The sequence below is a fragment of the uncultured Desulfovibrio sp. genome (assembly GCF_944327235.1).
Classification (GTDB): Bacteria; Desulfobacterota; Desulfovibrionia; order Desulfovibrionales; family Desulfovibrionaceae; genus Desulfovibrio.
The window spans coordinates 1-19,396 of the sequence record NZ_CALVHE010000021.1; the positions used below are offsets into that span (position 1 = coordinate 1).

At 59.7% G+C, this 19,396-nt stretch carries 15 protein-coding genes; 1 reads left to right on the forward strand and 14 read right to left on the reverse strand.

Annotated elements, in window-relative coordinates; genetic code table 11:
- Together Q0K00_RS04865 and Q0K00_RS04870 are read right to left on the reverse strand one after the other, a co-directional pair.
- Window positions 1-191, reverse strand: a 191-nt coding sequence (locus tag Q0K00_RS04865; RefSeq protein ID WP_297227749.1) for a hypothetical protein, incomplete at its 3' end; no start/stop codon positions are given.
- A gap of 270 nt (window positions 192-461) precedes the next feature.
- Window positions 462-677, reverse strand: a complete 216-nt coding sequence (locus Q0K00_RS04870; protein ID WP_297227750.1) for a hypothetical protein — start codon at window positions 675-677, stop codon at window positions 462-464.
- Between the two features lie 435 nt (window positions 678-1,112).
- Between Q0K00_RS04870 and Q0K00_RS04875 the strand changes: the two genes are divergently transcribed.
- Window positions 1,113-5,342: a hypothetical protein gene (locus Q0K00_RS04875; RefSeq protein WP_297227751.1), complete on the forward strand. Its 4,230-nt coding sequence runs from the start codon at window positions 1,113-1,115 to the stop codon at window positions 5,340-5,342.
- A 296-nt stretch (window positions 5,343-5,638) separates the two neighbouring features.
- Here the strand turns inward: Q0K00_RS04875 and Q0K00_RS04880 are convergent, their stop codons facing one another.
- The 12 genes from Q0K00_RS04880 to Q0K00_RS04935 form a co-directional block, all read right to left on the reverse strand.
- Window positions 5,639-6,556, reverse strand: coding sequence for a Rha family transcriptional regulator (locus tag Q0K00_RS04880; protein WP_297227752.1), 918 nt, complete (start codon window positions 6,554-6,556; stop codon window positions 5,639-5,641).
- Between the two features lie 614 nt (window positions 6,557-7,170).
- A complete protein-coding gene (locus Q0K00_RS04885) occupies window positions 7,171-7,923 on the reverse strand; it encodes a hypothetical protein (protein ID WP_297227753.1) in 753 nt (250 codons plus the stop codon).
- A 1-nt stretch (window position 7,924) separates the two neighbouring features.
- Window positions 7,925-8,314 carry a hypothetical protein gene (locus Q0K00_RS04890; protein ID WP_297227754.1) on the reverse strand — a complete coding sequence of 130 codons (390 nt, stop codon included), beginning with the start codon at window positions 8,312-8,314 and terminating at the stop codon, window positions 7,925-7,927.
- Window positions 8,314-8,613 (reverse strand): HNH endonuclease signature motif containing protein, encoded by a 300-nt coding sequence (locus Q0K00_RS04895; RefSeq protein WP_297227755.1) that lies wholly within the window; start codon window positions 8,611-8,613, stop codon window positions 8,314-8,316. The genes Q0K00_RS04890 and Q0K00_RS04895 overlap by 1 nt, the downstream gene beginning before the upstream one ends.
- Before the next feature lie 633 nt (window positions 8,614-9,246).
- On the reverse strand, window positions 9,247-10,401 hold the full coding sequence (locus Q0K00_RS04900) for a hypothetical protein (protein WP_297227756.1): 1,155 nt from the start codon (window positions 10,399-10,401) through the stop codon (window positions 9,247-9,249).
- A gap of 112 nt (window positions 10,402-10,513) precedes the next feature.
- A complete protein-coding gene (locus Q0K00_RS04905; RefSeq protein ID WP_297227757.1) occupies window positions 10,514-11,797 on the reverse strand; it encodes a TRAP transporter large permease in 1,284 nt (427 codons plus the stop codon).
- Window positions 11,798-11,828: 31 nt separating this feature from the next.
- Window positions 11,829-12,341: a TRAP transporter small permease gene (locus tag Q0K00_RS04910; protein ID WP_297227758.1), complete on the reverse strand. Its 513-nt coding sequence runs from the start codon at window positions 12,339-12,341 to the stop codon at window positions 11,829-11,831.
- 54 nt (window positions 12,342-12,395) lie between these two features.
- Window positions 12,396-13,421, reverse strand: coding sequence for a TRAP transporter substrate-binding protein (gene dctP, locus Q0K00_RS04915; RefSeq protein ID WP_297227759.1), 1,026 nt, complete (start codon window positions 13,419-13,421; stop codon window positions 12,396-12,398).
- Between the two features lie 546 nt (window positions 13,422-13,967).
- Window positions 13,968-15,005: an ABC transporter substrate-binding protein gene (locus tag Q0K00_RS04920; RefSeq protein WP_297227760.1), complete on the reverse strand. Its 1,038-nt coding sequence runs from the start codon at window positions 15,003-15,005 to the stop codon at window positions 13,968-13,970.
- Between the two features lie 202 nt (window positions 15,006-15,207).
- Window positions 15,208-17,592 (reverse strand): pyruvate formate lyase family protein, encoded by a 2,385-nt coding sequence (locus Q0K00_RS04925; RefSeq protein WP_297227761.1) that lies wholly within the window; start codon window positions 17,590-17,592, stop codon window positions 15,208-15,210.
- A gap of 54 nt (window positions 17,593-17,646) precedes the next feature.
- Window positions 17,647-18,561 (reverse strand): glycyl-radical enzyme activating protein, encoded by a 915-nt coding sequence (locus Q0K00_RS04930; RefSeq protein WP_297227762.1) that lies wholly within the window; start codon window positions 18,559-18,561, stop codon window positions 17,647-17,649.
- The gene (locus Q0K00_RS04935; protein WP_297227763.1) at window positions 18,558-19,373 is read right to left on the reverse strand and encodes an SDR family oxidoreductase; all 816 of its coding nucleotides are present in this window, start codon (window positions 19,371-19,373) and stop codon (window positions 18,558-18,560) included. Before Q0K00_RS04935 ends, Q0K00_RS04930 begins: the two co-directional genes overlap by 4 nt.
- Window positions 19,374-19,396 lie beyond the last annotated feature (23 nt).

Here is a 19,396-nt window from a genome sequence, read left to right on the forward strand (position 1 = left end):
AGCGGGCGGACGTTCCCAATGCGCTGGAAGCGGAGCAGATGGACAATGCGGCGCAGGCCCAGGCCGTGGTCGAGGAAAGCCGGGTGCGGCAGCGCGTGGCCGATGCCGTTCGGCAGGAAGAAAAGCGCCTTGTTTCTGAAATGACGCCGCTGGCAGGCAAAAAAGCCGCTGAGACCTTCGGCGCACTGCATACAGCGCGGGCGCGAGCCTTTGAAACGGCTTACGGCGTCGATGCCGCCGGGCTGCTGCGGCGCGTGCGTATCGAAAGGGGAGAAGGAACGGCGCGAGATGGAGAAATTCCCCTTAATCAGGCGGCCATGTACAGGTCGCGGGAAACCGATATCGACGCCTTTGTGAATCGTGTGCTTGCCGAAGCTCCCGACGCGAAGAAATCCTATTTCGTCCTGCGGGATGTGACGGCCCCCCGCGCTGGGTTCAACAGGGTATCCGTTGAGCTTGCTTCAGACCAGGTACGGCATGACACCAACCGCCACCCCGACAATACCATATGGGGGGAAATCCCGGACGTTATCGAGCGTGGTGAGGTCTTTTCCGGGCGTTCCGATCCCGTTACCGGCGAAAAAAGCATTATCTTTGTTCGGCGGAATGGAGAAACCGCCGATGTCGTCATGGGTACGATCGTGCGAGGGAAAAGAGGAAAAAAAGGAAAGGAGCACAAACCTGTCCTCAGATTCCGTGTCGGCACAGCGTTCAGGGACAAGGCGAAGGCTGTCAAGAACTGGATGGATGGGAAACGGGATGCCAAGCCTTTCCCTAGTGATGAGGAAATTACATCTTATCCCCGCCAAGAAGGCGTCCCCTATGGCTCCGGTCATGACATCCCTGGAAAAGCACCTGCCCTGTACCGTGACCGGCCCGAAATCGGGGAGATCACGCAGCCAGCCGATGCTATTTCTGATGTTAGGTTAGGCGTTCTGCGCGGCAACGTCAAGCCGTCCGGCATAAAAAACGGCAGATTGTACCAGCCGGAGGCCCACGGCGATGCCGCGGCTCCTCGCGCCCAGGTCACTCTTGACGCTGAAACGGCAGCCATACGCATATTCAAGGGGGCTGACCTGTCCTCTATCCCGCACGAGTCAGCCCATATCTTTGTGGACGATTTGCGGCGGGTGGCTGCCGACGACGGAAGCATGGCGCGCGAGCGCCTGCGCTCCGATCTTGAGCAGGCCGGAATGGACGTAACGCCCTTTGCGGGTATTTTGTCCGGTGAGGTGGATGCGGAGAGGGCGCGCGCCATGCTGCGGGATGAGCGCGAAGAGCTGGCCATGCTTGATGATTCTGACGCCGGTCTGCGAGCTGCGGAAAAGGTCCCCGCAAAGAGTGATTCAAGCAGGGAGGGGCTTGAAGAGATCCGTGCCGCGCTGAAAGCGAATGCGGCGCGTCGTCGTGAGCTTTTGCCTGTCGAGCGCAGGCTTTCCGCCTATGTCCGCCACCTTGACGGTCTTGAGCAGGCAAAAAGAGATATGGCTACGCTGCGGCGTTTTGCCGGAGTCGCGGAAGATGGTGAGCTGACGGACGCGCAGTGGCGCGAGGTCCAGGAATACGCGGCGCGTGGTTTCGAGCAGTACCTGATGGAAGGCAAGGCCCCGTCAAAAGAGCTGCAAGGCGTGTTTTCGCGCATGATGCGCTGGATCAAGCAGATATACCGCAGTTTCCGGCAAATGGGCGATTATGTGGGCCGGGAACTCAATGACGACGTGCGCCGTGTCTTTGACCGCCTGCTGGCGGCTGAGGACGATGTGCGCGAGAATGCCGCAAACCGCGCCGCGCTGGAAACGGAAGCGGATTTCCTTGCCGATGCCGACCTGACGCTTGCTGAACGCGCTGAACTTGAAGAGCTTCGCGGACGTGCGGAAGCGGAGGTGACCGCCGCGCTGGAGCGTTCCACGGCCAGAGAGCGCGGCAAGCGGTACCGGGCAGCATTTGATGAGGCGAAGAGATCCCTCCAGGATGCGCCGTTCTGGCGGTTCGTTGCGGAGATGACGCGGCGTGAACCTGCCCTTGACGGCGGGCCGAACGTGGGAGGCATTCGGCGGGATTCGCTTGTGGAATATCTTGGCGAGGACATGACGCGGGATATAGCAAGGAAGATGCCTCGCCTGATCAATGCTCGCGGCGGCGGCAGCCTTCTGGATACGCTGGCGCTGGAATACCACTTGACCGACGGGGACGCCGACGCCCTGGCGCAGATGATCTATGATGCCGTGGTGGTCAATGACGGCAGCGTGAACAAGCTGGCCGCGCGCATGGCCCAGCAAACACTTGAAGAGCAGGACAGGCAGGCGGATGCCGACGCCGGTCTGCTGGCTGGGGAAGCTTACGGGGGATATCTTGCCGCCGTGGAAAAAGCCATGCGCAGGCTGTACAAAGAGCGGCAGGCGCAAAACGAACAGGCAGCGGCGCAGCGTATGGAACGCGAAAGCCTGCCGGAAAGCTATTATCGCAAACTTGCCCGGCGGGAGATAGGCGGCCTGCCTGTCGAGCGCCTTTCCGCAGGGCGTTACGAGGCGGCCCTGCGCCGGGCGCTGGAAGCGCGTACTCGCGCCCTGCGCCTGGGCAAGCCGCTGGAAGCCGTTCGGGCCATGCAGCGGGCGCGCATGGCCTTTGCGCTCATGCGGGAAGCGCGTACAGCCCGCCAAATGGTGGACAGGGTACGCAATACCGCTGTTCGTGCCGCCCGCGTCAAGCCGGGGACATACCCCGCCGCGCAAACGGAAGCCATACGCAAGCTGAACGTGGGCCTTGGCCTTTCAGGCCCTTCCGCTCCGCATGATGCCGATGCCGCCGGTATTTCCCTTGAAAAGCTTGTGGAACAAAGCATAGGCGACACGTCGGCCATCGACATCAAGCCGTTGTTCCCGGACTGGCTGCTCAGGCTGAAGAATCCCGATGCGGAACAGCATAGACGCGGCGTTGCCCTGAGCTGGAAAAAGCTGCTGCCTGATGAAGTGGAGCAGGTAGGGAACCTCATTGATTTCCTTGTGCATTCCGCACGCGAGCAGAGCAGGGCGGACAAGAACAGCCTGCGCTCCCGCGTGGAAGCCGTGGCCGATGCGGCGGCCGCCAACATGAGCGGCCTGAAAACATTTTACCCCGGAGAACGGGATTCCGTGCGCTCAAAGCTCGACAGGGGCTGGTCATCCATTGATTCCGTGGAATGGTTGAGCCGAAAGGCTGACGGCTTCCAGAACGTCATGGGCCGCAAGACGAGCACCGAGGGCGTCATGGAGCGGGATGTCTACATGCGATTGCGTGAGGGGACAAATCGCTATCATGCGCGTCTGGCCGGGACGCAACGAGCGGTTACGCCGCATCTGGTGCGCCTGCTGCAAAGCGCCAAGAAGTGGGAAAGGAAGTACGGATGGAAGTACCTGAACATCCGGGACGAGGCGGGCAACGTGCTGCCCGTGCCGGAACTTCTCAGGCGGGTGGGCGTCAAGGGCTGGACGGCGGAAACGGTCATCAGCATGGCGCTCAACATGGGCAATTCCGGCAATAGGGAGCGCCTGCGCTCCAGCTATCGGGACGAAAACGGCAATGGCGGGCTGACGTTCAATGACGTGTCCCTGCTGCTGGGTGACGATGCGGCCATGACCCTGTTCGGTCTTGATACCGTGGAAGCCGCCGCCCTGACGCAGGGGCGGGCACGGCGTGACGGCATCCTGTCCGCTGAGGACTGGAAGGCCATACAAGGCGTTTGGGACGTTTTCGGCAGCCAGTGGGCCGACACGCAGGCCGCGCACAAGAAGCTGTACGGCTTTGCGCCGCAGGGCATCGAGCCGGGGGCATTTGTGGTGCGCGTTGGGGATGAGGCCGTGGATCTGGCCGGGGGATATTACCCCATCCGCTACGATTCTCGGCTTGATACGGCAACTCAGGCCAGAGAGGAAAAGGCTGACATTTTGGAGCGCTCGGAATCCATTGCGCCCATCCCTGCTGCGCGTCGCGGATTCACCATGCAGCGCGTGGCGCATACGGGCAAGAGCCTGCGCCTTGACGTGTCCGGCCTGCAACAGCATCTTGCCGACTCCGCGCGCTTTATCGAGCTGGGGTACGATGTGCGCATGGCCGACAAAATCATCATGTCCCCGGCTTTTGCCGCCGAATATCAGCGGGCGTTCGGCATGGACGAATACAGCCGCTGGCGGCCGAACCTCAAGGGGCTTGTCGTTGACGAGGCTGATCCTGACAGTGGGACATGGCAGGCGGCGGAATGGGCGCGCAAGGGTCTCACCTATTATGCTCTGGCTCTCAATTTCAAGACGGCATTCTTGCAGCTTACGGCGCTGTCTCCAGCCATCGGCGATGTTGGGGCCGCCAATGTGGCGCGCGGGCTGGCGCAGCTTTCCACGCAGGGCATGGGCCTTGTACGATCCGTCTGGCAGGCCAGCCCGTACATGGCACGCCGCTTCCGCAACATGGATGCCGACCTGGCACGCAAGGCCATGCGCTTTTCTCCGGGCCGTGGCTTCAACATCATTTACAAGGGCAAGGTCTACACCTGGGAAAATATCGCTGATCTTGGCATGTTGCCTATCGCCCTTGCCGACTGCATAGCCACCACGGCCATATGGTCAGGGGCCTACCACAAGAAGATGAAGGCGCTGCGCGGCGCTTCCGGCTGGAAGATAGACAGGGACGCGCAGTACCATGCCGAGGCCGTTGCCTATGCCGACAAGATCATCGCCCAGTCCAACCCGGACAACGATGCCCTGAGCAAGTCCGCCTTCGGGCGCGACAAGGGCGTCATCAGGATGTTCAACATCTTTTCCGGCTCAACGACAAAGTTTGCGCAGCGCACGCGCTACATGTGGCAGGGCGTGCAGCGGGGCAAGGTGACGCCGTGGGAATTTGCCCGCATGGAGATGTACGACAAGCTTTTGACGGCAGTTGCTATAGTTGTCGGCGTTGGTCTTGCTCAGGGGCTGTTCACCGGTGAGGACGATGACAACAAGGAACTTGCCAAGCTTGCGCTGACAACCACCCTCGGTCAGGGGGCCATGGCCGTCCCGCAATACGGCAACCTGCTGGCCGACACGTTTGCCGCCGCGGCTGGCTCAGGCACAGGACGACGCGCCGGTCTGGAAACGCCGCTGGAGACGCCCATTGAATTGGGGAAAAAACTTGTCATAGGCGGCGGCGAGTCTATCCGAGAAGGAGAATTGGGAGACAGGATGCTTTTGCACACTCTGGATGCGGCCTCGTTCATGAGCAAGATACCGGTTGTGCCCGCTTATCGCCGGGCACGCCGTGGCTATGACCAGTGGCAACGCGGCGACGGAACGCCTCTCAGCATCATCATGCCGCGTCCGGGGAAGTGATGTCCAAAAAATTGTTTGACCAAAAAAAATACTGGCTGCGCCCCCTGGGCACATAGCCTTACGCGGGGGCGCAAAGGAGAGTCCCCATGCAAAACCGGTCTGGGCCTGGGCATCGCCGGTACGGCTCTGGGTCTGCTCAACAACCACGGCGGCGGCCGGTTAACCAGGGAGGAGGTCCATCATGTCGAAGATAAGCGCGCAAAATCTGGGCATGTCGCTTGGCTTGTACGTCGAGCAGGAGCTTGTGCCCAAGACGCGGCCCCCGTTCCCTTGCGGAGCGGGGGCCATTCTTTTGCCTACATCCTGCCGTGCTGCAATCGCTCCGCCGCCTCAAGGGCGTTGTAGGCGGAAACAAGCGAGGCGTGCGCCGTGGTGTAGAGGTTTGAGGCCATTTCCAGCGACATTTCTCCGCACTGGTCAGGGTGGGCCTTGGGATTGCAGAAAAGGCGCATAACGTCGATGGCGGCGGCAAGCTGCCATTGTACCTTGCTTATGCGGCGCATGGCGTCCTGACGCGCGCTGAGATCGCTTGCCCCTATCCTGACCGAATCGACTGCCTGTGCCACCGGCTTTTTCGGCGCGACTGGCGCGGCTGTGCTCGCTTGGGGCTGCGGCGCGGGCAGGGCGTCTATCTTTTCCTGCACCCAGGCCAGCGCGTCGGGCAGCCACGCCTGCGGCAGCTCGCGAATGTTGGCAAGCTGGAAAGCGGCCTTGAGCTGGTTCCAGCAGGCATCGAATGGCGCATTGGCCAGCTTGGCCCACGAGCCGACAAGCGCCCGCAGGGGCTTGCGGTCCTCTGTTGTGGAGAGGGGGATGGTTGCGGCGGGGGCGTCCGGGCCGGGGGCGGCGGAAAGCGCGGTTTGCTGCCGGGCGGCAAGTTCGGCCTCCATGCGGTTGAACGCCTCGATATAGGCCAGCTTCATGCCCAGCGCCTTCTTGCCCGTGTAGCCCATGACCAGCAGCATGAAGCCGTCACGGTACAGGATGAACATGGGGCGCGGCTTGCCCTGTTCGTCAGAGTATTCAGCCCGTCCAAAATTGGACGCGCTGAATGATTCTGGAGTATTAGAGCGCAAATCATCAATCGAGCGCATTACATGCTGATGTTGCTTGCCAAAGAACTTGGCGACCTCAAGGGACGTGGTGGCCGGGCGGCCGTAGTGGAGGGAGACGGAAGGGGAAAATGCTTCGGGGATGAGTTGGGCCTGTGACATGGTAAACCTCTGTGTGTTTTCTCATTGGCCCTTGCAGAATAACAAAGGGCCGGGAGCTGAGAACTGCACACAAACAGCCAGGCCTATTCCCCCGAAGGGTATTGTATTAGCCTACTCCCGACCCGTGATGGTCATAGTATACACCACTCCCAAGGAGTCAGACAGCCTTGACAGGGCACAAAAATAGCCAAAGCTCACGGGTTGGCGTCCGTTGTGTGGGAGTTTCTCAGGCTCCGTGCTGAGAGGACGCCATAAAATGTGGGGAATGTCAAGATGTTTTACCAGCCTCTATAGCTGCTCCCATAATTTCCGTACCCTCCGTAACTGTTAGACCCACCCCAAGACCTTCCCCCTCCATACCCATAGTCTCGAGGTTGTGTTCCGCGCTGTCCCGTATAGGGATTTATATTTCCGCGAGTGCTGTAATTGTCATTTCTCGTTGAGTTTGGGGCCGTCCTGTAGTGAGGCTGAACATACGTACCATCCCTTCTTGTGTGCCCTCGTACATACGTATCCCTGCTGTAAGCCGTAGATACAGCGCACAATAACATCACGATCGCGATTGACATGCATAGAAATTTTTTCATAATTTCCCCATTTCATTTTCTTGAATATTACACAATAATACCGCCAAAATTTCCAAGATATGGGGTAACATTTATTTTCCCATTCAAGATATACTCCTTTTTCTTTTCGTTACAGGAAATATTCAGGGAAAGAGTTTGTGCATCGGATATGAAAGATGAATGTATCATATAGCTTATTTGCTGGCTGGGGATAATGATGAATTCGTTCCCATTTGTTTTACGCAGAACAAAAACATAAAAGACATTACCGGAATTATAACGCATGAAGGACGCTTTGCTGATAGTAAATCGCCAGACGTTATCCTTCGGGCATGATGATGTCTTGACCTGAATATGGAAGAATTTGTTATCCTTGCTGGCAACAAGGTCGATGCCGTCATCAACTATCATGCTGGATACATTGAATTCCCAGAACAGAAGTTCGCTCATGACGGCATATTCACCGGCCTTGCCAAGAAAGTTCTTGGACGGCTGCGGAGCGTTGACCGCAAAGGCAGCGGGGGCGGTTCGTTCTTCTTTCAGGCGATACCATCCCTGTTTGGGCTTTCCTTTTCTTGGCCCGCTACTGTGATTGACACTGGCAAAGCGTGGCTTCTTTGTCTTGAGATTTGCGGCAAGTGCCGTCCCGATTTTTTTTTGGAACTCTTCAAGCGGCAGTCCCATATTTTTGTTCTGGTCTACGGCAATCTTGGCTATCATGCTGATGTGCAGCCCTTTGCGTCCAGAACCGTCAAGAATCTCTCTGGCTGTTTCGAGCAGAGGAGTAAGAGGCTGCTGCATGTTATTCTCCAAATAATTTTTTGCATTGGTGAACTATTTTTTCAAAGAGAGAAGGTTGTCTGTCTACATATTTTTTTTCATCATCATGTGTAGTGGGCGTCTCGGATTTATTCGTACAACCATTGGCTTTGATTGCAATAAGCTCTCCCTGTTCTTCCTCTTGATTTTGGGGAGAGTAGTCCAGCAGGCTTGCTTGTTCAATGGCATGTTTGCCCTGTTTCAATTCGGCAAGTCGACGTTCAACTTTTTCTTTGAGCTTCAATGCTTTGGGCCGACTTCTGAATGAGAGTTCTTTTTTCAGCTCGGTAAGGATTTTTTTGTTATTCAGGTTGGCCTCAAATTCCCGCTCAAGGTCGCGCGTCAGGTAGGAAACATAGGGGCGATCTGCCATTATTCCCTTCTCCTCATTTTCCGGCACAGCCGCAAATCCTCTCGTGTTTTTTCGCGGTGCTGCCGCTTGGTGAGCAACTGCATATTTTCCGGCCTGTCCGCTCCGCCCGCGCAGAGGGGCACGATGTGATCCACCTCGTATCCTGGCGGCGTCCGTTCAAGCCCCTGCTGCCGCAGGAAGGCGCGCACCTGAGCGCGTGACCGCTCCGGAGCGGCGGACACGCCACAGGGCAGCAACATGCCTCCCAGCACCACACAACAAACAAGACGGGCACACGCCCGCATGGCCATGGGCTTCATTTGCTTTCACCGTAGCACAGGTTTTTCGTTATGGGCAAGAAATGTGAGGAGTGTAGAAAAAGTCTGGATGGACTGGGGTAGAGGAAGAAAACCCCGCACCATGAGCATGGTGCGGAAGTACCCTCAATGCGTTGGTTTTGCTTTGCTTATTACTCGATTCGTAATCAGCAGGCCAAGAGTTCAAGTCTCTTAGCTGGCTCCAGAGAAAACAAGGACTTACGGGCAATGCCGTAAGTCCTTTTTTGTTTTTGGGGACCCAGCGGAAGCAGCTGGGGAAAGAGGCCTTCTTCCCCCCTAAAAGAGTAATGGATCTTGAGGCTCAAGAAAGGGAGTGGTGCGACTCTTCTTTTTTGTTCCTGAGGATGATGGCTGGCCTTGTGAAGCGGCGCAGCCCGGATACCATGAAAAAAAAGCCGCTCCGTTGCCGGGGCGGCGTGCATGGTGGAAGGTGAAGGCCTGGGCGTCAGGCACAAGTTTTTGCCGCTACGATGTGGTGCTACATGCCATATCGTGGGAATGTGGGGATCCTGCCGCCGGGATTGCCTGCATATCCTCCTTGTGTTGGAGCAGCCCGGCGGCGGCAAGATGCGTTGCCGGATGCTACGGAAGGTTGTTGCTCCTTCCCATGTCCCGTTACTGATAGCGGGCGGCCAGTTGCTTGAGGGCGTCCGCCATCTCCTGATGCGCTTCGTACATATCGTCCACGCCGAAGCTCCGATGACGCCAGTGTATGCCGAAGACCTCTTCCACCACCTCGATGCAGTGCGGGGTGGCTGTGGCCGTGCCGTCATCGGCCGTGGGCTCAAAACCTTCGCAGCGGTTGGCGTCATACATGATTTGCAGCATACGTTCCCGCCCGAGTTCCGGTGGGACCACCACCGCCACGCCGGAAGCGTCCACCCGTACGGGGCATCCCGCGGGCAGCCCCTGCGGGCCCGGCGCATGGAGGATCTCTCCCGTATCATACAGCATGGCGCGAATGACCTGCATGGCCGAGGCCGCCACGCATTGCTGATTGACTTCCGACAGCAGGGGCATATGCGCCGGCACTTTCGCCCAGAGGTCGTGAGCGATGTCCAGTTCTTGGGTGATATCCTTTTTGTCTTCCTCGATTTTTAGATAAAAGGGGATAGTTGGGGCCAGCGCACCTTCCTGAAAGATCTGCATACACATGCAGTGATGGCCTACCAGAGTCACGTCCAACGCCTCGGGGGACACATGGCGTTTTTCGGCCACGATGCGCCGAAGTATGGGCTCCAGCAGTGCCACATTGCCGACGCCCACATCAGGGGCGAGACCGACCTTGCCCAGCATCTCGTGCAGGTAATCCGGCCCGGAGACATTGACGACACGTGCCTGAGGCAATGTCTTGCGTACGGCCCGCATCAGATTGGTCAGCAATACCCCGTGACCGGGCGCCCAGGGACGCAGGCCGCAGCCTTCGGGCGCACCGTAGTATATCCGACGCGCCAGCGCATGGGGGAGACGGTGCAGATGCCACCAGGAGAGCAGGGTGGTAGCGTTGAAAATGATGTCCGGCTGCCAGGTCTCCAGCACTCGCACGATGGCCTCGGGGTGGAGCATGTCCACCTCCACGGCATCCACCCGGGGGAAGCGCTGGGCCGCCCTTTCAAAGAAGTTGACGGAGATCAGGCTGTTTGCCACCTGTCGCGCATGTTCGCCGCGTACATCGCCCACCACCACATGCAGGCCGGGAAGGCGGGCCGCCAGGTGGGCGGCGAAACATCCCACACCGCCCAGACCAAGAATGAGCAGGGTTTTGGCCATGATTTTCCTCCTTGAGGGGGTTGGATACATCCTGCCGGAGACATTTCCGGCAGATGGCCGCCGGGCCATGACGGCCTGCGCGGGATGCGCAAGCCGCCAGTGAGCCCGACCCTTAGCGCATAAGATTGACCAGGAACAGCGATATCTGGGGGAAGACGGTGACGATGGCCAGCGTCAGGACCTGCACGCCGAGGAACGCCCACGATTCCCGCATGATGTTGCCGATCTTTTCCTTACAGATGGGAGCGGCTATCCAGAGCTGCGGCCCCATGGGAGGCGTCACTTCGCCGATGATGGCGCAGAAGACCGCCAGAGCGCCGTACAGGGCGGGATCGATGCCGAGCGTCATGACGCTGGGCAGGAAGAGCGGCAGCACGATGACGACCATGGGAAAGGAGGAGAAGAAAAAGCCCATGACCAGCAGCAGGGCCTGTACCGCAAAGAGGAAGGCGGTGGGGCCGAGGTGCATGTTGATGACCCACTGGCTGATCATCTGGGGCAGGCCCACATAGCCGAGGACGCGTCCGAAAAGTTCGCCGCCGATGACGAGGAAATAGATCATGCTGCTCAGACGCACGGTCTCCACGAGCATGTTCAGGAAGACGCGCCAGGTGATGCCCTTGTAAATGAATACGCCCAGCAACAGAGAATAGATGCAGGCCACGGACGCCGCCTGGGTGGGGCTGAATACCCCGGAATAGATGCCGCCCAGTACGATGACGGGCATGAACAGGATGGGCAGGGCCTTGCGGAAGGCCGTCAGGCGTTCGGCCGTGGTGGCCTTCTTTCTGCCGTAGTAGCCGCGGCGCAGGGAGATGATGACGGTCAGCACGCACATGAGCAGAGCGGCCAGCAGGCCGGGACCCACGCCGGCCGCGAAGAGGTCGGCGATGGAGATGCGGTTGCTCGCCCCGAAGATGATCATGAAGACGCTGGGCGGGATGACCGCCCCAAGGCCGGCGGAGGTCACGGCAAGGCCCGAGGCAAAGGCCCGGGAATAGCCGGAGTCGGCCAGCATGGGTACGAAGATGGTGCCGATGATGGCCAGACAGGCCGTGGCGGAACCGGAAATGGAACCCAGGAAGGCGGCGAATACGCAGATGGCCACGGCCATGCCGCCGGGCAGATGACCGACCAGATTGCTCATGAAGTCCCGCAGGTGTCCCATGCCTCCGCTGGAAAGAATGGCGTTGCCGGCAAAGATGAAGAAGGGCATGGCCAGCAGGGGATAGCCGCTGATGGTGGTATAGAAGATTTGCGAAACATTGCCGATGGGAAAGCCCATCGTGTGAATCATGATGATGATGGAGCCGATGCTGAAGGTAACGCTCAGCGGCGTGCCTATGAGGAAAAAAAGGACGATCAGCGCCAGGGAAAGAATCGTGATGGTGTCCATGCCGTCTCCTTGTCGATGCTGCGGGCGTGAGCTAGTCGTCGTTTCCGGGCTTTCCGTCATAATTGGTGCGCAGCACCCGGCCAAGCTGGATGAGCGCGTACACGGTGAACACCGCCATGCCCACGGGGATGCACATTTCCACCAGCCAGCGGGGAACGGGAACGCAGCGGATGATCTTCATGTTGAAGCGCCAGCACTGGCTGATGAAGATGATGCCGCTCCAGGTCACCACCACGCCAAAGGCGATGGTGGCAAGGCAGTTGACGATCTCGATGAACTTGCGCGGCTTGCCGTGCACGGCGTCACGCACCATGTCCACGGAGACATGTTCCCCTTCCAGCAGGATGGGCCCGGCCAGCATCATGACGGCCCAGATGGTGAGCCAGACGGGCAGGTCATACATGATGTCGAGGGAAAAATGGAAAACCGTGCGGCAGATGATCTCAGTAAAGTTGATGAGCACTCCCAGAAAAAACACCAGGCCCCAGAACTCCATCCAGCGCTGCTTGATGCGCTCATAACGTGTCTTCGCGTGTTCGGGCATATGGCCTCCTCGCCTTGCATGGGGCCGGGAGGCATCCCCCGGCCCCCTCCGGCATTACTTGCTGTCGCGGATGGCCTTGATCAGCGCGGGATCGGCATCCTTGGTGAACTCTTCGGCGGCCTGGGTCAGCGCCGCATCCCACTCGGCACGGGCTTCGGGCGTCAACTTGACCAGCTCGGTGTCGGGGTTTTCATCCCACCACTTGAGGATGCGCTTTTCCTCGGCTTCGAACCACTGGTGCACATCGGTGCACTGCACCACGAAATTGATGACGTCGCGCTCGGCCTGCGGCAGGCTGTTCCACCATTCCACGTTCACCACGAGCGCCTGCGGGCCGAAGCCGAAGGGGACAGGCAGCATGTACCTGGTCTGACGCGGCAGATCGAAGTAGGTATACCCGAAAATATCGTTGGTCAGGCCCTCGATCATGTTGGTTTGGAGGGCGGAGACGACTTCCGTATACGGCAGGGCGACGCCCACGAGGCCCAGCTTGTTGAAGGCCACGGCATAGGACTGCTGGCCGGCATAGCGGATCTTCTGGTTCTGCAGGGCCTTGAGCGTATCGGCCGGGCCGGTCTTGGTCCAAAGGTAGAAATGACCGATGGAGTTGGTCCACTTGAGGATCTTGAAGCCGCAGTTCTTTTCCAGCATCTCCTGCTTGGCCTTCCACTGCGGGGTATTCATGGCACGCAGGAAATGGGCCATGTCCACGAACATGCCGGGGGTGGTGATGATGCGCCAGTCGGGATCGAACTGTTCAATGAACTGGGGCAGGGTATAGGTGAACTGCCCGGCGCCGGTGGCCACGGCATTGAGGGCGTCCGCCGGGGACTTCACCACGTCGCCCACCCAGCGCATCTTGTACTTGCCGCGCAGGGCGGGGTGATTCTGCATGTAAAAATCCAAAGCCCCGTAGTACATCCCCACAGCCTGACCTTCCGCATAGGACGAGGCGGCGCTGAACGGTTCCGGGAAGAGCAGCTTGACTTCCTGAGGACCGGCCTGGGCCGAACGGGACATGCCGCCAAGCATCAGGGAACAAACAGCAAGTGCGCCTATCAGGGTTCGCAGCAACTTCATGGGATACTCCTTCGCGTTTCTTGGTTTCCCGGACATGTCCGGAGGCGTTTCGAGTCGTGCTTTTCTTGGCCTCATATTGCGCGTTTTTTCCTACCAACTCCCTCCGATTTGTTTTATTTAATAGAATTTGTTTCTTATAATGTGAATTTTAGGGGAGAGGTTTTGGGGAGTCAAGCCTTTTGTGCGACAGTCGGAAAATTTTTGTGAAAAAAAATACAATTGATTTTCATTGGCAATAATCCTGTGCAAAAGGCAGGAGCGGAATGAAGGTAAACGCAGGGCCCATGAAAAAAAAGAGGGGACAAAAAAAGGAGGAGCGCCCAAGGGCGCTCCTCCTGAAAAAAGTGGCGGCAGCGTTACTGGATGGTTGAAAAGGCGACCCGTCAAAAGAGAGGAGCCAAGCAAGGCCGCCGGTCCAAGCATTTTCAGTTTGAAGTGCTTTGCGCTTCACCGTACTCGCGGAAAAACGAGGCTTTCCGCGCATTTTGGGCCGGTCGGCGCTGTGCCGTTCGCCTCGCGCTTTACCTTTTTCAATGGCAAAACGCGCTACTCCCCCTTGGGCAGATCGGCGGGCAGGAAGGTCGCGCGGACCAGCGGAGTGTCTCTCAACTTGCCCGTCTGGCCGCGGCTGAGTTCGCCGGTACGCTCGTGGAAGGCGATGACATCCTCCAGCCAGCGATGCAATTCGCCGTCAGAGGAAAGCAGTTCACGCTGGCGCGCAAGGGGATAGAGCGTATGGGTGTCCACATCGCGCATGGCCTGCTCGAGGCTGATATCCTGTCCGCAGAATTCTTTCTGAAAGCGCTGGTACAGTGCGGCAAGCTCTTCGCGCGGCATGGCCTGCAGGGCTTCCACCGCCTGCAGGTAGCAGGCAAGGAAGGCCCGCACCTGCGGCCCGGCTTTTTCGGCATAGTCCGTGCGCGCCATCAGGAGGGTGGGCTGCGCGAGGCCGAGGTCCCTGCCGGTCAGCAGGGGGATCAGCCCGGCCTGTTCGGCCGCGTAGGTCTGCGGCGCCCAGAGGACAGCCATGTCGCCCATGCCGCCGGCCAGTCCCGTGACCGCTTCATCAGGCGGCGTATCCAGCAGGGAGACGCTCTCTTCGCTGAGGCCCATCCGGTCCAGCCAGAGCAGCAGAAGCTGGTGGGCGCTTGTGCCGCGCGGACACAGGACGATCTTGCCCGTCACCAGTCGGGCGTAATCCCGCGCTGAGGGATTGTCGCGAAGCGCAGCCGGCAGAGGGCTGTCCTTGCGCACAAAGACGGCATTGGCGGCGGCTTCGTCGGAACCGATGCCTACCACGCAGGCCTGCTTGCGGAGCATACCCAGCACGCCGGGCGCGCCGCCCAGTCCGGCAACGTCCCATTTGAGGCTGCTGACGTTATCCATGAGATATTTTCCCGAAGGATAGAGCTGCATGTCGAGCGTAATGCCCGCAGCCGTGTCCCATTGGCGCACATGGGCGTACCAGGCCGGCAGCGCCTCGAATTCCGTAAGCCATGCGCTTTTCACCGTTACAGGCTTCGCCTGCGCCGCGCTGGCGATGAGCATCAGGCACATCACTGCCCATAGGATCGTCTTCTTCATGTTTGCATCCCTCCGGGAGAGGGGCCGGAGCCTCCGTGCTCCGGCCCCTGTGGCACATTAGAGCATTTTCAGTTTGAAACGCTTCGCGTTCCAAACCATACGGCCTGTCGTTTCGCGGAAAAATGCGGTTTTTCCGCCCACTTTGGGCCGGGCGGCGCTGTGCCGCCGCCTCGCATTTTGCCTTTTTCAAAGGCAAAATGCTCTATAATTCGTGAGCCGTACGGCTCAGGATATCTTCCTGGATTTCCTTGCTCAGTTCCACGAAATAGGCGCTGTAACCGGCCACCCGGACAAGCAGGCTCTTGTACTCTTCCGGATGCTGCTGGGCGCAGCGCAGGATCTCATGGCTGACGACATTGAATTGCACGTGGAAGACGTCAAGGTCAAGGAAGGTCTTGAGGAAAGCCGAGATACGGGCGCGGCCTTCCTTGCCCTGGATGACCTGCGGGGTGAACTTGATGTTCAGCAGGGTCCCGCCGTCGATGCTTTCGTGCGGCAGCTTGCCGAGCGACTGCAGGATGGCCGTCGGTCCCATGCGGTCATGGCCCTGCGAGGGCGAGCAGCCGTCGGCCAGCGGCCGTCCGGCATTGCGGCCGGACGGCAGGGCCGCGACAGACATGCCCTGCGGCACGTTGGAGGAGACGGGATACAGGGCCGGCAGCTTGTGATTGCCGAGCTTGCCGCGATAGGTATCGATCTCCTTGATGATGACGTCACACATGGCGATCATGGCCTCGTCCGCGCCGGGGTCGTTGTTGCCCCACTTGGGAGCGTCTTCCTCAAGGGCGCGCTGGAGCGCCTCATAGCCCTTGAAGTCGGCCTTGATGGCGGCGGTCAGATCCGCCATGCTGAAGCGCTTTTCATCAAAGATGATCTTCTTGACGGCGGCCAGCGAATCCACGAAGTCGCCCACGCCGTTGCCGTTCATGCCGGGGCCGGTATTGAATTCCGCACCGCCGTGGGTGAGGTCGCGTCCCTTCTCCATGCAGCCCGTGGTGAACATGGAGGCCACAGGATTGGGCAGATACTGGTAGTGCAGCTCTTCCAGCATGTTCTGCGAGACGGAGAACTGATGCAGCAGATGCCGCAGCTGGGCAAAGAGCGCTTCCTTGAACTGGTCGAAGGTGGTGAAGGTGGCCGGATCGCCGGTCTCCAGCCCGAGCTTCTTGCCGCTCTGCAGATGGATGCCGTTGGTCATGGTGAATTCCACAGCGCTGCCCAGATTGTAGTGTCCGGCGGAACTCCACTGATAATGCCGTCCGGCCAGCTGAGCTTCCACGCAGCCGATGGGGGCCCAGTCACGGGCGAGGTGAGCGGGGATGCCCTTCTTGAGCAGCATCTTGTAGCCCACGTCGTCACTGAAGACCGCCGGGAAACCGGATCCCGTCTGCACCAGTTCCGCCACCTTGAGGAAGAAGGCTTCCGGATTCTTCTTGCTGATGCGCACCGAAAGCGAGGGCTGCACCATCTGCACGTCGATGCCCGCTTGCAGCATGAGATAGGTCAGGGGATTGACGGCGTCCCGCCCGTAGGTGTCCAGCCCGCCGAGCGCGATGTTCTGGAAGGCGCAATAGCCGGAATAATGCTTGGCGGCGGGTTCGTTCCAGTACCAGATCTGTTCGCCGGTCTTCACATAGAAGCATTCGATGAGTTCCAGGATCTCTTCGTCCGACGTGCCGGCGGCGCGTTCCTTTTCATAGTAGGGCAGCAGATACTGGTCGAGCAGACCGGGCGAGTAGCCCCCCGCGTTGCCTTCGATGAACAGACCCACGAAAACGAAGTAGACGAGCTGCATGGCTTCGTGGAAGGTGCTGGGCGGATTGTGGGCAATGGCCCGGCAGGCGTTCTCGATGCGGCGCAGGTCAGCCTTGCGCTGTTCGTCGGCGCCGACCTGCAGGGCACGCGCGGCGTCGGCATGACGCTCGCAAAGCAGGGAGAAGCCTTCGCAGCAGATGATGACCGACTGCCAGAAATCACGCTTGGCAAAGTTTTCGATGTCGTTGAAATCCAGCGTCGCCAGATGCTCTTCGGCCTGACGGCGGATGCCGTCGAAGCCGAGCGGCAGGATGATCTGCTGGAAGGCCGGGACCATGTCGCCCGGCGTGCATTCGATCTTCACGTCATTGTCGCACACGCCGCCCACGGCGACCAGATCGCGTATCTCCTGCGGGGCGCGGGCATTCCAGAAATCGCGCAGCGTCTTGCCCTTCCAGTAGGGATAGACCAGCTCGCGATACTGACGCTTCTGCTCGTCGGTGATCTGGTAGGGGTCCTGAGGACGGGTGCTCATGGTGTCCAGTTCCTCATAGAACCAGTTGTTGGACAGTTCGGGGTTGACGTGGATGCTGCGCGCCACGGCCCCCGCATTGCCCACGATGAGCTCATGCGGCTGGATGGTGATGGTCTTGGTCTCGCAGTGCCGCCGGAAGGCCTTGGCGCGGCGGATGATCATGGGTTCGCTTTCGGTCTCCTTGAAGACTTCCGTCTTGGAGAGCGCCCCTTCGATGCAGACGCTGGGCCGATGGGAAAAGAACTGGGACTTCAGCTGCATGACGCGGTCAAGCCGCATCTTTTCGGTAATAGCCATGATGTTCCTCCAGAATCGTCATCACGGACAGGTTATATGTCGTGTTGGGTGTTTCTAGGCCGTACAAAGGACAGGGATGCGTCCGAGTCCCGCGCGCAGGACGGAAACGGCATGGGAGACCCGTTCCTCTTCCAGCGGAGGCGTATCGCCCAGGGCGTATTCCCGGCCCAGCATTTCGTATTTGTTCTTGCCCAGACGATGGTACGGCAGGACCTCCAGGTCGAAGTTGCCTTCCATACCGGCGAGCAGAGCGGCGTAGGCGGCAAGATGCGCGTCGTCGTCATTGCAGCCGGGGATGAGCGGCAGCCGCACATGGATGGGTTCGACCCTGTCCTTAAGCAGGCGGGCGAAATTGTCCAGGATATGCGTATTGTCCATGCCGGTCAGACGCTTGTGCTCCTCGTTGTCCACATGCTTGATGTCCATGAAGAGGATGTCCGTCACCGACGAGAGCCGGAGCAGGTTCTCGTAGGGAGCATAGCCGGACGTCTCCACGGCCGTCTGTATGCCGAGTGAGCGGCATTCTTCGCTAAGGGCCACCGCGAAGTCGCACTGGGCCAGCACCTCGCCGCCGGACAGGGTCACGCCGCCGCCGGAGTTGCGATAAAAGAGCATGTCGGCCGCGATATTGGCCACGACGCTTTCCAGCGTGTATTCCTGACCGGCCATGATCAGCGCCTTGCCCGGACAGGACGACGTGCACAGGCCGCAGTTGATGCAGCGGCTGCGGTCGATCTGCGGCAGAGAGCCGGGCACCATGTGCACCGCCTGCTGCGGGCAGACCGCCGCACAGGCCCCGCAGCGCAGGCACTTGTCCGTCTTTTGCAGGAGTTCCGCGCCGAAATGCTGCGTGGTGGGATTGGAACACCAGAGGCAGCGCAGCGGGCAGCCCTTGAAAAAGACCGTGGTACGCGTTCCCGGCCCGTCATGCAGGCTGAAATGCTGGATGTTTTCTATGACGGCCTTCATGACTCAGCCTGCACGTCAAGCTCGTTGAATTCCTGCTCGTGTCGCCGTCTGAGGGCATAGAGCTTGGCCAGTTCCACCGAGGCGCGGCGTTCCACGTCGCCGGCGCACTCCAGCATGACTTCCATGACGCGCACGGAAGGGCTCATGCTCAGGAGCCAGCGTACGGTCTTGGCCACGTCTTCCGGCTGCACCATCTCTTCGGGGCGCAGCGAGGGGCCTTCATTGGCGGCCATTTCCGTATTGACCCAGCCGGGGCAGATGGTGGTGATGCTGATGCCCTTGGCGGCATAGTCGCGATAGGCCGATTCGCTCAGGCCCACCAGCCCGTATTTGGAGGCGGAATAGCCGCCCAGCCCCGCCACGGCCACCTTGCCGTTGCGCGAGGCCACATTGATGACGCGCCCGCCACCCCGGGCGACCATATGGGGTAGGAAAGCCTGCATGAAGAGGAAGGGCGCCCGGAGATTGACCTCGAACAGGCGCGTGAAGGTCTCCACATCCAGATCGAACGTGCCGGGGATGCTGATGCCCGCGGCATTGAACAGCAGGTCGATACGGCCGTGCTTGCTGATGATGACGTCGGCAGCGGCCTTGACGGCCGCCACATCGGCCACGTCCACGGCAGCGGTGTCGGGCATGTGCTCCGCGTCCGGCGCATGTTTTTCGGTCAACTCGCGGCAGGCCTGCTCAAGATTACGAGGATTGCGGGCCACGAGCACGACGCGATAGCCCAGACGCATACACTCATCCGCCACGGCCTTGCCGATACCGCGGCTTCCGCCAGTTACGACAGCTACGGGAACCTGATTCATAACATCTTCCTCCTATTTGTCCG

Coding starts and splice junctions, on each gene's coding strand:
- Q0K00_RS04935 (WP_297227763.1), bottom strand. CDS start 19,373: ATGAATCAGGTTCCCGTAGCTGTCGTAACTGGCGGAAGCCGCGGTATC.
- Q0K00_RS04925 (WP_297227761.1), bottom strand. CDS start 17,592: ATGGCTATTACCGAAAAGATGCGGCTTGACCGCGTCATGCAGCTGAAG.
- Q0K00_RS04900 (WP_297227756.1), bottom strand. CDS start 10,401: ATGGCCAAAACCCTGCTCATTCTTGGTCTGGGCGGTGTGGGATGTTTC.
- Q0K00_RS04880 (WP_297227752.1), bottom strand. CDS start 6,556: ATGTCACAGGCCCAACTCATCCCCGAAGCATTTTCCCCTTCCGTCTCC.
- dctP (WP_297227759.1), bottom strand. CDS start 13,421: ATGAAGTTGCTGCGAACCCTGATAGGCGCACTTGCTGTTTGTTCCCTG.
- Q0K00_RS04885 (WP_297227753.1), bottom strand. CDS start 7,923: ATGCAGCAGCCTCTTACTCCTCTGCTCGAAACAGCCAGAGAGATTCTT.
- Q0K00_RS04890 (WP_297227754.1), bottom strand. CDS start 8,314: ATGGCAGATCGCCCCTATGTTTCCTACCTGACGCGCGACCTTGAGCGG.
- Q0K00_RS04895 (WP_297227755.1), bottom strand. CDS start 8,613: ATGAAGCCCATGGCCATGCGGGCGTGTGCCCGTCTTGTTTGTTGTGTG.
- Q0K00_RS04930 (WP_297227762.1), bottom strand. CDS start 18,561: ATGAAGGCCGTCATAGAAAACATCCAGCATTTCAGCCTGCATGACGGG.
- Q0K00_RS04920 (WP_297227760.1), bottom strand. CDS start 15,005: ATGAAGAAGACGATCCTATGGGCAGTGATGTGCCTGATGCTCATCGCC.
- Q0K00_RS04905 (WP_297227757.1), bottom strand. CDS start 11,797: ATGGACACCATCACGATTCTTTCCCTGGCGCTGATCGTCCTTTTTTTC.
- Q0K00_RS04910 (WP_297227758.1), bottom strand. CDS start 12,341: ATGCCCGAACACGCGAAGACACGTTATGAGCGCATCAAGCAGCGCTGG.